The sequence below is a fragment of the Variovorax sp. 01N425 genome, assembly GCF_056399465.1.
Genome location: NZ_JBFTRJ010000002.1, coordinates 217,936 through 234,870 on the forward strand (window position 1 = coordinate 217,936; position 16,935 = coordinate 234,870).

14 protein-coding genes are annotated in these 16,935 nt (G+C 67.9%); 9 read left to right on the plus strand and 5 right to left on the minus strand.

Annotated elements, in window-relative coordinates; genetic code table 11:
- Positions 1 to 4: 4 nt before the first annotated feature.
- Positions 5 to 1,414, plus strand: coding sequence for a peptidylprolyl isomerase (locus tag AC1DSC_RS04130; RefSeq protein ID WP_015868013.1), 1,410 nt, complete (start codon positions 5 to 7; stop codon positions 1,412 to 1,414).
- A complete protein-coding gene (rsmA, locus tag AC1DSC_RS04135) occupies positions 1,414 to 2,181 on the plus strand; it encodes a 16S rRNA (adenine(1518)-N(6)/adenine(1519)-N(6))-dimethyltransferase RsmA (protein WP_062363868.1) in 768 nt (255 codons plus the stop codon). The genes AC1DSC_RS04130 and rsmA overlap by 1 nt, the downstream gene beginning before the upstream one ends.
- 359 nt (positions 2,182 to 2,540) lie before the next feature.
- Here the strand turns inward: rsmA and AC1DSC_RS04140 are convergent, their stop codons facing one another.
- The 3 genes from AC1DSC_RS04140 to AC1DSC_RS04150 form a co-directional block, all read right to left on the minus strand.
- Positions 2,541 to 2,966, minus strand: coding sequence for a barstar family protein (locus AC1DSC_RS04140; RefSeq protein ID WP_086012221.1), 426 nt, complete (start codon positions 2,964 to 2,966; stop codon positions 2,541 to 2,543).
- Between the two features lie 50 nt (positions 2,967 to 3,016).
- Complete coding sequence (locus AC1DSC_RS04145; protein WP_015868010.1) at positions 3,017 to 3,427, minus strand: guanyl-specific ribonuclease; 411 nt, start codon at positions 3,425 to 3,427, stop codon at positions 3,017 to 3,019.
- Between the two features lie 180 nt (positions 3,428 to 3,607).
- Positions 3,608 to 5,950, minus strand: a complete 2,343-nt coding sequence (locus AC1DSC_RS04150) for an NADP-dependent malic enzyme (RefSeq protein ID WP_027729499.1) — start codon at positions 5,948 to 5,950, stop codon at positions 3,608 to 3,610.
- Positions 5,951 to 6,115: 165 nt separating this feature from the next.
- Between AC1DSC_RS04150 and AC1DSC_RS04155 the strand changes: the two genes are divergently transcribed.
- From AC1DSC_RS04155 to AC1DSC_RS04185, 7 genes are all read left to right on the plus strand, one after another.
- A complete protein-coding gene (locus AC1DSC_RS04155) occupies positions 6,116 to 7,165 on the plus strand; it encodes an SPFH domain-containing protein (protein ID WP_015868008.1) in 1,050 nt (349 codons plus the stop codon).
- Positions 7,166 to 7,174: 9 nt separating this feature from the next.
- Positions 7,175 to 8,656, plus strand: a complete 1,482-nt coding sequence (locus AC1DSC_RS04160; RefSeq protein ID WP_436288272.1) for a DUF4178 domain-containing protein — start codon at positions 7,175 to 7,177, stop codon at positions 8,654 to 8,656.
- Between the two features lie 62 nt (positions 8,657 to 8,718).
- Entirely contained in the window at positions 8,719 to 8,937 is a 219-nt protein-coding gene (locus AC1DSC_RS04165; protein ID WP_015868006.1) for a DUF350 domain-containing protein, read from the plus strand.
- 14 nt (positions 8,938 to 8,951) lie between these two features.
- Complete coding sequence (locus AC1DSC_RS04170; protein WP_062363873.1) at positions 8,952 to 10,496, plus strand: polyamine aminopropyltransferase; 1,545 nt, start codon at positions 8,952 to 8,954, stop codon at positions 10,494 to 10,496.
- 274 nt (positions 10,497 to 10,770) lie between these two features.
- Positions 10,771 to 12,402 carry an FAD-dependent oxidoreductase gene (locus AC1DSC_RS04175; protein WP_436288271.1) on the plus strand — a complete coding sequence of 544 codons (1,632 nt, stop codon included), beginning with the start codon at positions 10,771 to 10,773 and terminating at the stop codon, positions 12,400 to 12,402.
- Between the two features lie 87 nt (positions 12,403 to 12,489).
- Positions 12,490 to 13,848 carry an esterase-like activity of phytase family protein gene (locus AC1DSC_RS04180; RefSeq protein ID WP_436288270.1) on the plus strand — a complete coding sequence of 453 codons (1,359 nt, stop codon included), beginning with the start codon at positions 12,490 to 12,492 and terminating at the stop codon, positions 13,846 to 13,848.
- Positions 13,849 to 13,897: 49 nt separating this feature from the next.
- The gene (locus AC1DSC_RS04185) at positions 13,898 to 14,872 is read left to right on the plus strand and encodes a LysR family transcriptional regulator (protein WP_436288269.1); all 975 of its coding nucleotides are present in this window, start codon (positions 13,898 to 13,900) and stop codon (positions 14,870 to 14,872) included.
- Here the strand turns inward: AC1DSC_RS04185 and AC1DSC_RS04190 are convergent.
- Together AC1DSC_RS04190 and AC1DSC_RS04195 are read right to left on the minus strand one after the other, a co-directional pair.
- Positions 14,814 to 16,208: an aminopeptidase P N-terminal domain-containing protein gene (locus tag AC1DSC_RS04190; RefSeq protein WP_436288268.1), complete on the minus strand. Its 1,395-nt coding sequence runs from the start codon at positions 16,206 to 16,208 to the stop codon at positions 14,814 to 14,816. The genes AC1DSC_RS04185 and AC1DSC_RS04190 overlap by 59 nt on opposite strands.
- The gene (locus tag AC1DSC_RS04195; protein ID WP_278878311.1) at positions 16,205 to 16,915 is read right to left on the minus strand and encodes a nucleotidyltransferase family protein; all 711 of its coding nucleotides are present in this window, start codon (positions 16,913 to 16,915) and stop codon (positions 16,205 to 16,207) included. Before AC1DSC_RS04195 ends, AC1DSC_RS04190 begins: the two co-directional genes overlap by 4 nt.
- Positions 16,916 to 16,935: the final 20 nt, after the last annotated feature.

Sequence of the window (16,935 nt, forward strand, 5' to 3'; positions counted from 1 at the left end):
CGCCATGAAACACATCCGTTCCATCCTGACCCTGGGCTGCCTCGCGGCACTGGCCGCGGCCTCGGGCGCGCAAGGCCTGCGTCCCGGTGGCGGCAGCGGCATCACCGACATCATGCGCGCCGGTCCCCGGCTGGCGCCGCCGGCGCCGCGCACCGCGCCTTCCACCGCCGCGCCGGTGCAGCGCGCGGCCGAATACATCGTCGCACTGGTCAATTCCGAACCGATCACCAACACCGAGGTGCAGTCGCGCGTCACGCGCCTGATCCGCGAAAACGCCGAAGCCGAGCGCGTGCCGCGCGCCGAGCTCACGCGCCTGGTGCTCGAACGCCTGATCTCCGAGCGCGCACAGCTCCAGCTGGCCAAGGAAAACGGCATCAAGGTGGACGAGGTCGCCATCGACCAGGCCGAGCAGACCGTGGCGCGGCAGAACCAGATCAGCGTCGAGGAGCTGCGCCGCCGCGTGGTGGCCGAGGGTATTTCGCAGCGCGAATTCCGCAACGACCTGCGCGACCAGCTGCTGCTCACGCGCCTGCGCGACCGCGAGGTCGAGTCCAAGGTCAAGATCAGCGACGCCGAGGCCGACGAATACCTGCGCGACCAGCGCAACGCCCCCACCAAGGACGCGGCGCTGCAGAACATCAACCTCGCGCACCTGCTGGTCGCCGTGCCCGAGAACGCCACCGAGGCGCAGGTCGCCACCTTGCAGCAGCGGGCCCAGGGCCTCGCGCAGCGCGCCCGCGCCGGCGAAGACTTCGCCAAGCTGGTGCAGGAGAACTCCGATTCGCCGGACCGCGCCAATGGTGGCGCCGTCGGCATGCGCACCGCCGACCGCTATCCGTCGCTGTTCGTCGAAGCCACGCAGTCGACGCCGGTCAACGGCATTGCCGGCCCGATCCGCTCGGGTGCGGGCTTCCACGTGCTCAAGGTGCTGGCCAAGGCCCAGCTCGGCGCCACCGACGCCACCGTGACCCAGACGCAGGTGCGCCACATCCTGCTGCTCAACGACCCGAAGCGCACCACCGCCCAGGCCGTGGCGCAGCTCGCGGAATTCAAGCGCCGCCTGCAGGCCCGCACGGCCGACTTCGCCGGCCTCGCGCGCGACAACTCGCAGGATGCGAGCGCCAAGGAGGGCGGCGACCTGGGCTGGTCGCGCCCGGGCCAGTTCGTGCCCGAGTTCGAGGAAGCCATGGACCGCCTGGCGCCGGGCCAGATCAGCGACCCGGTGGTCTCGCGCTTCGGCGTGCACCTGATCCAGGTGGTCGGCCGGCGCGAATCCAAGCTCACGCAGGCCGAGCAGCGCGAAGCCGCGCGGGCCGTGCTGCGCGAGCAGCGGGTCGAGGAAGCCTTCAGCACGTGGGTGCAGGAAACGCGCGCGCGCGCCTACGTCGAATACCGCGAGCCGCCCCAGTCCTGATGGCACACATCGCCAGGAAGCGGTTCGGGCAGCACTTCCTGTCCGACGGCGGCATCATCGATGCCATCGTGCAGGAGATCGCGCCGCAGCCCGGCGACGCCATGGTCGAGATCGGTCCGGGCCTGGCGGCGCTCACCCAGCCGCTGGTGGAGCGGCTCGGGCGCCTGACGGTCATCGAGCTCGACCGCGACCTGGCCAAGCGGCTGCGCGAGCATCCGCAGCTCGAGGTCATCGAGTCCGACGTGCTCAAGGTCGATTTCGCGGCGCTGGCCGCCAGGTTCGCGGCGCCGCTGCGCGTGGTGGGCAACCTGCCCTACAACATCTCCACGCCGATCCTGTTCCATCTGCTGGGCTTCGCACACCTGATCGCCGACCAGCACTTCATGCTGCAGAAGGAAGTGATCGACCGCATGGTCGCGCGGCCCGCCACCTCCGACTACAGCCGCCTGAGCGTGATGCTGCAGTGGCGCTACAGGATGGAAAACGTGCTGTTCGTGCCGCCCGAGAGCTTCGATCCGCCGCCGCGCGTCGACAGCGCCGTGGTGCGCATGGTGCCGCTGGCCGAGCCGCCGGCCGTGGATGCCGCCCGCCTGGGCGAGATCGTGCAGGTGGCCTTCAGCCAGCGCCGCAAGATCATGCGGCACACACTGGGCAAGTGGCTCGACGAGCACGGCTTCGCAGGCCAGTTCGATGCCCAGCGCAGGGCCGAGGAAGTGCCGGTGGCCGAATACGTCGCCCTGGCCCAAGCCGTCCCCCCGCGCCCATGAAAAAAGCCCGCCTTGGCAAAGGCGGGCTTTCGGCTTTGATTCGTGAACACCGCGGAACCGGCTTCGCCGGGCCGCAGGTGTTGTCCCCTCGAGGGGGAGGCGGCTACACGAAGCGAGCCGCTTCGGGGGTGGGCTCGTTCAGGCCGCCGCGAGCCAGTAGCCCGCGTTGAAGGGGCTGCTCATGCGCAATGCGAGCGGCGAGACGTCGACCAGTTTGTCGGTCGGCATCTTTTCGCCTTCGGGTTCCGTGCCGGCTGCCGCATTGGCGGTGTTGCCGTTGATTTCGATGCCATCGAGTGCTGCGCCGTTCGGCTGAGCCTCGTTCGCCCGTTCTGCTTGGCTGGTGTGTGCAGAACGGGCTACAGAAAAGAATAGAAGCAGCGGAACGGGACTTTCCGGTCTCCCCAGTAATCGGAGGCATCGCGGAAGATGTCGAGCAGCTGCTCGCGCGCTTCCTTGTCGAACTTGGCGTTGGCCGGGATCTGCTCGAGCACGATCACGAAGCCGGGCTGCGGGCCCGATTTATGCAACGGGTCGGTCATGCAGTCGTACAGCGCGTCGAAATTCTTGCCGAAATGCGCCGGAAAGGTGAACTGCTGGGCGATCAGGTCCAGAACGTCCTGCTTGGTCTGGGCGTTCCCCAGATTGGCGTACAGGAAGTGCTGGCCCGCGGCGTTGGCGGCTTCCTGCAGGTCGTTCACGCGGAACGCACGAATCGACTGCACGATGTTCGGGCGTACGGCACGAAGGGATAAAGTCATCTCCGCTGGTCTTTCCATAGTCATCATCATTTCTTCGGGGCGCTTCGGGGCGCCGCTCAAGTCTTTGTCATCGCTCATGGTGCAATCCGTCTGAAACTCGCGTAGTGGTCTGCCGTGTACCAGCAGGCCTCGGGTGTGGTGCGCTGTTCTCCGCCGCAGACAATGCGCCGTGCACCGCGATCGCGCGAGCCGGGCGTTGCCACCGTGTACTCGCGGTAGTGACCGCGCCGCGCGGGCGGCAAAAGACGCTCGCGGTTGCCAAATACCGTGCCGTCCTTTTCGAATCGGAAGGGGCCGCCACTCAGGATGGCTTCGTAGGTTCGCTGGCCCTGAACCGGCAGTTCGGACAGTGCAATCGATTCCTGGGCGGGCTTTCCGGTGCCGAACCATCCGCGGGCCTCGGCCCCCGTCGCCAATGCCACCAGCATCAAGCCGGTGAGCGCAAACTTAGTGACAGAGGACGTGATCGAGGCGTAAGCCGCCATGGGGCACCACAAGAAAAGAGCGGGGTTCCGAATTGGCAGCCAACCCTGGGGTTAACCCGCAAATTCAAGCCCGCGAGTGTGCACCACGCTGGCGAAAATAGCAAGCGACTGCCCAAAGTTTGAGCAGTCGCAAGGGGATCGAGTGGCGCTTTAAGTTGGCGGCCACTCTCGCCAAATGGCTTATCGCTCTGCGTTTGCGTCGGCGACTGTCAAGGCTGTCATGTTCACGATGCGCCGAACTGTTGCGCTGGCCGTGAGAATATGCACAGGTTTGGCGGCTCCGAGCAGCACCGGGCCGATCGCGATATTGCCACCGGCCGCGGTCTTGAGCAGGTTGTAGGAAATATTGGCCGCGTCGATGTTCGGGAAAACCAGCAGGTTGGCGTCGCCCGCCAGCGCGCTGTGCGGCATGACGATCGCGCGCTGCTTGCTGTCGAGCGCCACGTCGCCGTGCATTTCGCCGTCCACCTCGAGCCAGGGCGCCTGCACGCGCAAGAGGTCGAGCGTCTTGCGCATCTTGACCGCGCTGGGCTCGTTGCTGGTGCCGAAGTTCGAATGCGACAGCAGCGCGGCCTTGGGCTTGAGGCCGAAGCGCATCATTTCCTCGGCCGCCATGGTCGTGATCTCGGCCAGTTCCTCGGGCGAGGGGTCGTAGTTGACGTGGGTGTCGACCAGGAACACCTGGCGGTCAGGCAAGAGCAGGCCGTTCATGCAGGCGTACACCGGCACGTCCTGCGGCGTGCTTTCGCAGCCGCCGGGGCGCTTGCCGATCACCTGGTCGATGTAGTGCAGGTGGATCAGCGTGGTGCCCCAGGTGCCGCAGATCATGCCGTCGACCTCGTCCTTGTGCAGCAGCATGGCGCCGATCAGCGTCAGGCGGCGGCGCATCTCGATCTTGGCGGTCTGCACCGTCTGGCCCTTGCGCTCGGTCATGCGGTGGTAGGTCTGCCAGAAGTCGCGGTAGCGGTGGTCCTGCTCGACGTTGACCACGTCGTAGTCGAGCTCTTCCTTCAGCCGCAGGCCGAACTTCTCGATGCGCTGCGCGATGATGGCCGGGCGGCCGATCAGCGTGGGGCGCGCAATGCCTTCGTCGACCACGATCTGGGCGGCGCGCAGCACGCGCTCTTCCTCGCCCTCGCAATAGGCCACGCGCTTCTTCTGCGCCCGCTTGGCGGCGTCGAAGATCGGCTTCATCGTGGTGCCCGAGGCGTAGACGAAGCTCTGCAGGCGGTCGCGGTAGGCGTCCATGTCCTTGATCGGGCGCGAGGCCACGCCGCTCTCCTCGGCGGCCTTGGCCACCGCGGGCGCGATCTTCATCATGAGGCGCGGATCGAAGGGCTTCGGAATCAGGTATTCAGGCCCGAAAGTCAGCTTTTCGCCGACGTAGGCGGCAGCGACGCGCTCGCTCTGCTCGGCCTGGGCGAGATCGGCAATCGCGCGCACCGCGGCAATTTCCATCTCGTCGGTGATCGTGGTGGCGCCCGAATCGAGCGCGCCGCGGAAGATGTACGGGAAGCACAGGACGTTGTTGACCTGGTTCGGGTAGTCGGTGCGGCCGGTGGCCATGATCACGTCGGGGCGCACCGCATGGGCGTCCTCGGGAGCGATTTCCGGGTTCGGGTTGGCCAGCGCGAAGATCACGGGCTTGGGCGCCATCTTGGCCACCATGGCGGGCTTGAGCACACCGCCGGCCGACAGGCCCAGGAACACGTCGGCGCCCTCGATCACCTCGGCCAGCGTGCGCGCCGTGGTTTTCTGCATGTACTGGCGCTTGTCGTCGTCCATGAGCTCTTCGCGGCCTTCGTAGACCACGCCGGCCAGGTCGGTCACGAACACGTTCTCGCGCCGGAGGCCCACCTTGAGCAGCAGGTTCAGGCAGGCCAGCGCCGCGGCGCCCGCGCCCGAGGTGACCAGCTTGACCTCGCTGATGTCCTTGCCCGCCACCTTGAGGCCGTTGAGCATGGCCGCCGCCACGGTGATGGCCGTGCCGTGCTGGTCGTCGTGGAACACCGGGATCTTCATGCGCTTGCGCAGCTCGCGCTCGACGTAGAAGCAGTCGGGGGCCTTGATGTCCTCCAGGTTGATGGCGCCGAAGGTGGGCTCCAGCGCGGCGATCACCTCGACCAGCCTGGCCGGGTCCTTCTCGTCGATCTCGATGTCGAACACGTCGACGCCGGCGAACTTCTTGAACAGCACGCCCTTGCCTTCCATCACCGGCTTGGAGGCCAGCGGGCCGATGTCGCCCAGGCCGAGCACGGCGGTGCCGTTGGTGATCACCGCCACCAGGTTGCCGCGCGCCGTGTACTTGAAGGCGTTGGCCGGGTCCTTGACGATCTCTTCGCAGGGCGCGGCCACGCCGGGCGAATAGGCCAGCGACAGGTCGCGCTGGTTGATCATCTGCTTGGTGGCGGCAATGGCAATCTTGCCCGGCACCGGAAGCTCGTGGTACTCGAGGGCGGCGCGCCGCAGTTCGGCGCGCTTGTCTTCGGGCGTGGGGGTCGATGAGGTCGTCGAATCGGACATGGGCCGTTGCTCCTGGTGGCGCTTCTTCTGGGGGCGCCGATTGTAGACCTCGGCCCGCGGCGCCATAGGCCGCATGGCGCAGATCGGCCCTGCCGAAAGCGCGCAGACCCGTCAAGACGATGTGGCAATATGCGCAATCCGGAAAAAAACCGACGAGGAGCAGCCATGGCCCTGATGGATTTCATCAAGAAACAGTTCATCGACATCATCCAGTGGACCGAGACCGGCGACGGCACGCTGGCCTGGCGCTTCCCGATGGCGGAGATGGAAATCCAGAACGGCGCCTCGCTCACCGTGCGCGAGTCGCAGGTGGCGGTGTTCGTCAACGAAGGCCAGGTGGCCGACGTGTTCGGCCCGGGCATGTACAAGCTCACGACGCAGACGCTGCCCGTGCTCACGTACCTGAAGAACTGGGACAAGCTGTTCGAGTCCCCGTTCAAGAGCGACGTCTACTTCTTCAGCACGCGCCAGCAGGTCGACCAGAAGTGGGGCACGCCGCAGCCCATCACCATCCGCGACAAGGACTTCGGCGCCGTGCGCCTGCGCGCCTTCGGCAACTACAGCTTCCGCATCGGCGATGCCAAGCTGTTCCACACCGAGATCTCGGGCACGCGCGACATCTACGGCGTGGCCGACCTCGACGGCCAGCTGCGCGGGCTGGTGCTGCAGAACATCAGCAACGCCATCGCGTCCAGCGGCGTGCCGTTCCTGGACCTTGCCGCCAACCAGATCCAGTTCGCCCAGGCGCTGGCGGCCCAGCTGGTGCCCGAGTTCGAGAAGATCGGCATCAAGCTCGAGAACATCACGGTCCAGAACGTCTCGCTGCCCGAAGAACTGCAGAAGATCCTCGACCAGAAGATCGGCATGGGCATGGTCGGCAACGACATGGGCAAGTTCATGCAGTACCAGACCGCGCAGGCCATTCCCAAGTTCGCCGAAGGCGCGGGCGGCGGCAGCGGCATCGCGGGCGATGCCATGGGCCTGGGCGCCGGCGTGGCGCTCGGCCAGGTGCTGGCGCAGAACCTCGCGCAAGGGCTGAGCCCGGGCGCGGCGGCACAGGCGGCCGCAACCCAGCAGCAGCCGGCCGTGGCCGTGGTGAGCCCGGCCGACGTGATGACCACGCTCGAGAAGCTCGGCGAGCTCAAGACCAAGGGCATCCTCACGCAGGAAGAGTTCGACGCCAAGAAGGCGGAACTGCTCAAAAAGCTGGTCTAAGCACCGGCAATGGCTGAGCAAGCAGGCGCCCAGCGCGCCTACCGTGCGCCCTGCCCTGGCTGCGGCGCACCGGTCGAATTCAGGTCCGCGCAATCGGCCTTCGCCGTTTGCCCCTACTGCCAGAGCACCGTCGTGCGCCAGGGCGAGACGCTCGCGCGCGTCGGCAAGATGGCGGAGCTGTTCGACGACTTCAGCCCGCTGCAGCTGTTTGCCGCGGGCCGCATCCAGAACCAGCCGTTCACCATCGTCGGCCGGCTGCAATACAGCAACCCCGGCGGGCGCTGGACCGAGTGGATCGCCGCGCTGGACGGCGACCGCACCGGCATCCTGAGCGAGGACAACGGCGCCTACGTGTTCGCGCTGCCCTTCGAGCTGCAGCGCGCCGCGCCGCCGCCCACGGACCTGCGCGTGGGCGCCACCAGCGCATTCAACGGCCAGAGCTACACCGTCTCGTCCAACGAGCAGGTGGCGCTGCTGTCCGCCCAGGGCGAACTGCCGCATCTGCCCGAGCTGGGCCGCCCCTTCCCGATGGTCGAGCTGCGCAGCGACAAGGGACTGGTGCTCAGCATCGACTACGGCACCGAGCCGCCGGGCGCCTACCTGGGCCGCTCGGTGCAGCTGGAGGACCTGCAGCTCACCGGCCTGCGCGACGAATCCGCCAAGGACGAAAAAGGCCGCGCCTTCAATTGCCCGAATTGCGGCGCGCCCGTCACCGTCAACCTGGCCGACAGCAAGAGCATCACCTGCGGCTCGTGCAACAGCATCATCGACCTGTCGCAGGGCATCGGCGGCGAGCTGAAGCACGCGGCGCAGGACGAGCCCGTGCGCCCGCTCATTCCCATCGGCAGCACCGGCCAGCTGCAGGGCGCGCAATGGCAGGTGGTGGGCTTCCAGCACCGCATGGGCGTGGAGCCCGGCGACGACGAGCACTTTGGCTGGAACGAATACCTGCTGTACAACAAGAAGCGCGGCTTCAGCTTCCTGGTCGATGCCGAGGACGGCTGGAGCATGGTCAAGCCGACCACCGGCGCGCCGGTGATGGCCGAGAACGGCAGCAGCGCGAGCTACCTGGGCAAGCGCTACACGCAGCAATACGCCTACAACGCCGAGACCACCTACGTGGCGGGCGAGTTCTACTGGCAGGTGGAGCGCGGCCAGAAAACCTTCAACCGCGATTTCGCGAGCGGCAACGCGCTGCTGTCGATGGAGCGCTCGGCCAACGAGCTGACCTGGTCCTCGGGCAGCAAGCTCGACAGCGGCCTGGTGTCCGCCGCCTTCAAGCTCGACGACAAGAAGGACATGTTCGCGCGCGGCGATGCGCTGCCGGTCAGCGCCGCATCGGGCCTGGGCTGCGGCACCATCATCCTCATCGTGATCGTCATCATCGTGCTGCTGGTCATCCTGAGCACCTGCAGCGGTGGCTCGTCCGGCGGGTCGCGCAGCTACGGCGGCTCCTACGGCGGCTATTCGAGCGGCGGCGGCCACAAATGAACAAGCGCAACATGGCTTCGCGCTGATGTCACCCACTACTGCAACTACGACTGGAGGTCCCCATGGGATTTGAATGGCTGAAACCGGGCGTGGTCCTCGGATCGCTCGTGTATGCGCTGCTTGGCGTGCTGATCTTCTGGCTCTGCTTCCTCATCATCGACAAGCTCACGCCCTACGACCTGTGGGGTGAGATCGTCGAGAAGCAGAACGTGGCGCTGGGCCTGGTGGTGGCCGCCATGAGCCTCGGCATCTGCGTCATCGTCGCCGCAGCGATCCATTGAGCGGGGAGGCGGCCGTGTCCGCGCATTCCGCCGATGCGCGCGGGCCGCAGCCGGTCGAGATCGCGCTGCTGGCCAGCGTGTTCGTGGTCGCGGCCTGCGGGCTGGTCTACGAGCTGACCGCGGCCGCGCTGAGCTCGTACCTGCTCGGCGACTCGGTGCTGCAGTTCAGCACCATCATCGGCACCTACCTGTTCGCGATGGGCGTGGGCTCATGGCTCTCGCGCTTCTTCGAGCGCCAGCTGCCGGCGCACTTCCTGCGCATCGAACTGCTCGTGGCGCTGGTCGGCGGCGCGCTGCCGGCCATTCTTTTCCTTGCGAACGCCTACGTGCCCGGCGCGTTCCGCCTGCTGCTCTACGGGCTCGTGGTGGTGGTCGGCACGCTCGTGGGGCTCGAGATCCCGCTGGTGATGCGCATCCTCAAGCGCAACATCCAGCTCAAGAACCTGGTGTCGCAGGTGCTCACCTTCGACTACCTCGGCGCGCTGGCGGTGTCGGTGGCCTTTCCGCTCATCCTGGTGCCGCAGCTGGGCATGATCCGCACCGGCCTCTTGTTCGGCATCATGAATGCCGCCGTGGCCGTGTGGGCGCTGTGGCTGTTCCGCCATGAGCTGCGCCGCATCGGCGCGCATGCGCTGGCCTGCCTGCTGGCGCTGGCCGCGCTGGTCGGCGCCTTCGCCGGGGCCGGCCACATCACCACGCTGGCCGAGGACAAGTTCTACCAGGACCGCATCGTGTTCAGCGCCACCTCGCCCTACCAGCGCATCGTGGTCACGCGCGGGCAGCTCGGGCACCGGCTGTTCCTGAACGGCAACCTGCAGTTCGCCGAGCGCGACGAGTACCGCTACCACGAGGCGCTCGTCCATCCGGTGATGGCTGCGCAGGGCGCACCGAAGAAGGTCGCGGTGCTCGGCGGCGGCGACGGCATGGCGGTGCGCGAGATCCTGAAATATCCCTCGGTCGAATCGGTCACGCTGGTGGAGCTCGATCCGAACATGACCCAGCTTTTCACAACGCACGAAACGCTGGCGGCGCTCAACGGCCATTCGCTCTCGTCGCCGAAGGTGAAGATCGTCAATACCGATGCGTTCCAGTGGCTGCAGCAGCCTGGGGATATTTTTGATGTGATCGTGGTGGACTTTCCCGACCCCACCAACTTCGCGATCGGCAAGCTCTACACCAACAGCTTCTATGCGCTGCTCGAGAAGCGCCTCTCGGCGAGCGGCTACGCGGTGGTCCAGACCACTTCGCCGCTGGTCGCGCGCAAGAGCTACTGGACCGTGGCGGCAACCATCGAATCGGTCGGCCTGCAGGCGACGCCCTACCACGCGCATGTGCCGAGCTTCGGCGAATGGGGCTACATCATCGCGAGCCGGCGGCCGTACCGCATGCCCGATGCGCTGCCTTCGGGCCTGCGTTTTCTCTCGCCTTCCACCTTGCCGCTGATGTTCGACTTTCCGCTCGACATGGCGCGCGTGCCGGCCGAAGTGAACCGGCTGTCGAACCAGACCCTTGTCACCACCTACGAGCAGGAGTGGGGCAAGGTGATCACGACGCACTAGGGTCTGTTAACGCTATGCAAGGGGTCGCGAAGCTCGCCACAGCCCGCCCATCAAGGCGCGTGACGCCGTGCGTGCGTGCGCACGCACAAGGAGCGCAACGCCGAGGGGCGGGCTGTGGCGAGCTTCCCTGCGGGTTGCTTCGCCAAGGGGCCGTCTGCGGCGTTGCCCGCGCTTGCAAGGCCAAAGCCTTGCTGCGCCCGGGCGCCTTGCAGCCAGCCCCTTGGCGAAGCAACGCGATCCCCTTCCATAGCGTCAACAGGCCCTAGGTCCGGACATGCAGCGGCGCGATTTCCTCGGCGTGGCCGGTGCGGCGGGTGCCCTTGCGCTCTCCGGCTGCGAGGCCCCGCCGCCGCCCATCGAAGGCGGCTTCACCGGCATCGACGTGGCGCGCGGCCATGCGCTGCGCGATGGCGCGCTCAAGGGCCCGTCTCCGGCAACCGTCAAGCGCACGCGCGTGGTGATCGCCGGTGGCGGTGTCGCAGGCCTCGCCGCCGCGCGCGCACTGCGGCTCGCGGGCGTCGAGGACTTCGTGCTGCTCGAGCTCGAGGATGCGGCAGGCGGCAATGCGCGCGGCGGCATGGTCAGCGGCATTGCCTGTCCGCTCGGCGCGCACTACCTGCCGACGCCCGGCGACGATGCGCGCGAAGTGCAGGACCTGCTCGAGGAACTCGGCCTGCGCCGGCGCGTGGCGGGCCGCTGGGAATACGACGAGCGCCACCTCTGCCACAGCCCGCAGGAGCGGCTGTTCTTCCGCGGCGAATGGCAGGAAGGCCTGCTGCCCGTGCACGGCGTGGGCGCCGAGACGCATGCGCAGTACCGCAAGTTCGCGCAGCGCATCGACACGCTGCAGCATGCGGCGCACTTCGTCATTCCCACGCTCAAGGCCGACGTCACGCCCGAGCTGCTGGCGCTCGATGCCGTGAGCTTCGCGAACTGGCTCGACAGCGAGGGCTTCGGCGATGCGCAGCTGCGCTGGTACCTCGACTACTGCTGCCGCGACGACTACGGCGCGGGCATCGAGGAAGTCTCGGCCTGGGCCGGCATCCACTACTTCGCGAGCCGGCACGGCTTTCACGCGCCGGGCTCGTCGGGCAGCAGCGCCGATTCGAATGCCGAGCGCGACGGCGTGCTGACCTGGCCAGAGGGCAACGGCTGGCTCACGAAGCGGCTGGCCGGGCCGCTCGGCGATCGCCTGCACACGGGCCAGGCCGTCACGCGCATTGCCGAGCTGCGCGGCGGCGTCGAGGTCGACGCATGGGACGCCGCGTCCAAATCATGGGTGCGCTGGCAGGCCGAGCGCTGCATCGTCGCGCTGCCGGTGTTCATCGCCGCGCGCGTGGTCGAGAACGCGCCGCAGGTGTTGAGGAACGCCGCCGCGCAGCTGCGCTATGCCCCCTGGCTCGTGGCCAACGTGCACCTGCGCGGGCCGCTCGCCGACCGCCCCGGCGCCGCGCCGAGCTGGGACAACGTGATCCACGGCACGCGCGGCCTCGGCTATGTCGATGCGCGCCATCAGACGCTCGACCCCACGCCGCGCGGCACCGTGCTGAGCTGGTACCGCCCGCTCGGCCCGAGCCGCCATGACGGCGCCGACGGCCGCCGCCTGCTGCTCGACCGCCCCTGGACCGGCTGGCGCGACGACCTGCTCGCCGAACTCTCGGTGCCGCATCCCGATCTGCCTGCGCTCGCGACGCGCATCGAGATCACGCGCTACGGCCACGCCATGTCGATCCCGCGGCCGGGGCTGCTCGCGCAGATCGGCGCGCAGCGCATGCCGCCGGACGCGGCGCACCGTGGCCGCGTCGTCGCGGGACGGCTTTCGTTCGCGCATGCCGACTGGTCGGGCTACTCGATCTTCGAGGAGGCGTTCACGCGCGGGCACGTCGCGGGCGCGGCGCTGGGCTGAAGCCGCAGGGGCCTGCCGGCCATGTCATGGCCGCGTCACGCGTGGCCGGCATGGTCTCGCGTTTCGACACGGAACCTCTCTTTCCCAATGACGCGTCCTGCCTCTTTCATTTCTTCTTTCATCGCGCTGGCCGCCGCGCTCGCCTGCGGCCATGCCGCTGCACAGACCGCCTTCCCCGCCACGCTCGCGGGCCACGCCGTGCTGCCCGCGCAAAGCTTCGTCGCTGCGCCCAAGGACGCGCCCGCCGACCTGCAGGTGAGCGGCAAGTTCACCTCGGGCAAGCGCGTGGAGGCGGTGGGCACCATCGAAGGCCTCTCCGGCGGGCGCGGCACCGGCGTCTCGCTGCCCTTCAAGGGCCAGCCGCTGCAGGGCCACTCGGGCATCAAGAAGATGGACGACGGCACGTTCTGGATCCTCACCGACAACGGCGCCGGCGCCAAGGCCAACTCGCCCGACTTCATGCTCTACCTGAACCACTACAAGGTGGACTTCAAGAGCGGCAGGTTCAACCGCCTGAACACCATCTTCCTTCACGACCCGGACAAGAAGGTGCCGTTCCGCATCGTCCATGAAGGCACGAAGCAGCGCTACCTGACCGGCTCCGACTTCGACCCCGAGAGCTTCCAGTTTGCCGGCGGCGCGTTGTGGATCGGCGAGGAGTTCGGCCCCTTCCTGATCAAGGCCGATCTGAAGGGCAAGGTGCTCGCGGTGTTCGACACCGAGGTCGACGGCAAGGCCGTGCGCTCGCCCGACCATCCGGCGCTCACCACGTCGGGCGCGCCGGGCGGCACGGTCGATTTCCAGGTCAAGCGCTCCAAGGGCTTCGAAGGCATGGCGGCCTCGAAGGACGGCAGCAGGCTCTACGCGCTGCTCGAAGGCCCGGTGTGGAACGCCGAGGCCAAGGACTACGAACGTGTCGACGGCAAGGAAGCGCTGCGCGTGCTGGAGTTCGACGTGGCGTCTGAAAAATGGACCGGCCGCCACTGGAAGTACCCGCTCGAAGCCAACGGCCACGCCATCGGCGACTTCAACATGATCGACGCGACCACAGCGCTGGTCATCGAGCGCGACAATGGCGAAGGCACCAGCGACAAGGCCTGCCCCGAAGGCCAGAAGCGCAGCGACTGCTTCCACGACATCGCCAGGTTCAAGCGCGTCTACAAGATCGAGCTGAGCGATGCCAACGTGGGCGGCGCGGTGCGCAAGATCGGCTACATCGACCTGCTGAACATCGCCGACCCGGCCAGGCTCGCGCGCAAGCCGCTGAACGACGGCGTGCTCAAGTTCCCGTTCTTCACGATCGAGAACGTCGACGTGGTCGATGCCACGCACATCGTGGTGGGCAACGACAACAACCTGCCGTTCTCCAGCAGCCGCGAGCCCAACAAGGCGGACGACAACGAGCTGGTGCTGCTCGAAGCCGGCGCGCTGCTGCAGGCCAGGTAGGCGGCGCCGGCGCGAGCCGCCGGCGGAAGCGCGTCCTCATAATCCGCGCATGTCCCCCGAACTGCTCCCCGCGATCGCCGCCTTCGCACGCATTGCGCACCACGCCAGCTTCACGCGGGCGGCGCAAGAGCTGGGCGTATCGCCCTCGGCCCTGTCGCAGACCGTGCGCACGCTCGAGGCCCGGCTGGGCGTGCGCCTGCTCGACCGCACCACGCGGCGCGTCGGCGTGACCGAGCTGGGCCAGCAATTGCTCAAGGGCGCGCAGCCGGCGCTGGCCGCGCTCGCGCAGGCGGTCGAAGGCCTCGACGAGGCGCGCGACAAGCCGGCCGGGCTGCTGCGCCTGAACGTCGCGCGCGTGTCGGCCGAATTGCTGCTGAACCCGCACTTCGCGGACTTTGCCGAGGCCTATCCCGACATCACGCTGGAGCTGGTCTGCGACAACCGCATGATCGAACTGGTCGAAGGCGGCTTCGATGCCGGCATCCGGCTTGGCGAAAGCCTGGCGCAGGACGTGGTGGCCCTGCCGGTGGGTGGGCCGCAGCGCATGGTGACCCTCGCGTCGCCGCGCTACCTGGCGGGGCGCAGGCCACCGAAGACGCCCGAGGACCTGCGCGAGCACCAGTGCCTGAACTACCGCCTGACCACGGGCAGCCTCTATCGCTGGGAATACGCGCAGGACGGCCGCGTGCTCGATGTCGAAGTGGCCGGGCCGCTGATCAGCAACGACGGCGACGTGCTGCTGGCCGCCGCGCGCGACGGCGCGGGCATCATGGTGGCCTTCGAAGGCATGGTGCGCGGCGACCTGGAAAGCGGCCGCATGGTGCCGCTGCTCGAGCCCTGGTGGCCCACCTTTCCGGGCTTCTACCTGTACCACCCGAGCCGCGCGCAGATGCCGCGCAAGCTCAGGGTGTTCATCGACTTCCTGCAGGCGCGGCATGCGCCGCCGCCGGTGTCGCAGCGCGCCGTCAAGCTCGCATCAGTGCCTCGATCTCGTCCGCCTTCACCGGCACGCCGCGCGAAATGAGTTCGCAGCCGGTGGCCGTGACGATCGCGTCGTCCTCGATGCGGATGCCGATGTTGTGGAACTGCTCGGGCACGCCCTCGGCGGGGCGCACGTAGATGCCGGGCTCCAGCGTCAGCACCATGCCGGGATGCAGGATGCGGCTCGGCCGGTTCTTGATGACTTCGTTGGACAGCGGGTCCTTGCGCTCGCTGACCTCGCCCACCTGCGTGGGCTCCACGTAGCTGCCGCAGTCGTGCACGTCCATGCCGAGCCAGTGGCCGGTGCGGTGCATGTAGAACTGGAAGTAGGCGCGCGAGTCGATCACGTCGTCGACGCTGCCCACCTTGCTGGCATCGAGCAGGCCGAGGTCGAGCATGCCCTGCGCCAGCACCTTGACGGCCGCATCGTGCGGATCGTTGAAGCGGTTGCCGGCCCTGGTGGCCGCGGCCGAGGCGTCCTGGCTGGCCAGCACCAGGTCGTACAGCGCGCGCTGCGGCCCGCTGAACTTGCCGTTGGCGGGGAAGGTGCGGGTGATGTCGCTGGCGTAGCCGTCGAGCTCGCAGCCCGCGTCGATCAGCACCAGCTCGCCGCTGCGCACCGGCGCTGCGTCGGCGCGGTAGTGCAGCACGCAGGCATTGGCGCCCGCGGCCACGATGGAGCCGTAGGCCGGGTACTGCGATCCGCCCAGGCGGAACTCGTGCAGCAGCTCGGCGTCGAGGTGGTACTCGCGCACGTCCTTGCCTTCACGCAGCATGCGCGCCGACAGCTGCATCGCGCGGACGTGGGCGCGCGCGCTGATCTGCGCGGCGCGCCGCATGATGTCCTGCTCGTGCGCGTCCTTCACCAGGCGCATTTCGTCGAGCGGGCCGCACAGGTCGTGCAGTTCCTCGGGGCACAGCGCGCCGTAGCGCACGCGCGCGCGCACCGATTGCAGCCAGCCGTCGACGCGGGTTTCCAGGCCCTTGTGGATCGCGAACGGAAACCACACGGTCGACTTGTTCTCGAGCAGCTTCGGCAGCCGGGCGTCGAGCTCGCTGACCGAAAAGGCCTCGTCCACGCCAAGCGCCGCGGGGGCCGCGTCGGGGCCCAGGCGATAGCCGTCCCAGATCTCGCGCTCCAGGTCCTTGGGCGCGCAGAACAGCATGCTGCGGCCGTCGCCCGCGAGCACCAGCCAGGCGTTGGGTTCGGTGAAGCCGGTCAGGTAGTAGAAGTAGCTGTCGTGCCGGAACAGGAAGTCGCTGTCGCGGTTGCGCTGGCGCTCGGGCGCGGTCGGGACGATGGCGATGCCGTCCTTGCCCAGTTGCGAGGCGAGGCGCGCGCGGCGCTCGGCGTAGATCCTGTTGTCTTCTGAGGTCATCTTGGCGTGTTCAGTTGAAGAAGCCGTTCGGGCGTTCCCACATCGGTCCAGGGACCGGCATAGAGCTCGGCGCTCACGCGTTCATTGTCCATCGCGGCGCGCAGGATCGGGGCCAGCGGGGCTTTGGCGCCCGCCGGGTTGCCGGCCGGGATGCCGCAGTAAGGCGGCGCGAAGAGTGCGGCCCGGTAGAGGCCGATGGTCGAGAAGGTGTATTTCTCGGCTGCCTGGTTCAGTGCGAGCCCGTCGGCCGAAAGACCGAAGTCGCCCTTGAGGTTGTGCGCCGGGTTCGGCACCAGCCACAGGTGCGCCAGCTTGCCGCTGGCCGCGAAGCGGTCCACCGAGGCCTGCGTGAAGGCGAAATCCGGCGCGAACACGTCGCCGGCCGCCACCCAGAAAATCTCGCCCAGTTGCGGCAGGGCGCGCACGATGCCGCCGGCCGTCTCGAGCGCTTCGCCGAAGTCATGGCCTTCGTCGGAGTATGAAATCGATAGCGCAGGATGCCCATCCAGCAAGGCATTGAGGCCGAAGCGGCTGGAGATCTTCTCGCCGAGCCAGGCGGTGTTGACCACCAGTTCGGTGAAGCCGCCGGCGGCCAGTGCCTCCATCGGCCACTGCATCAGCGGCTTGCCGTGCACTTCGAGCAGCGGCTTGGGCAGGCTGTCGGTCAGCGGCCGCATGCGCTCGCCGCGGCCGGCGGCCAGGATCATCGCCCGCACCGCAGAAGAAG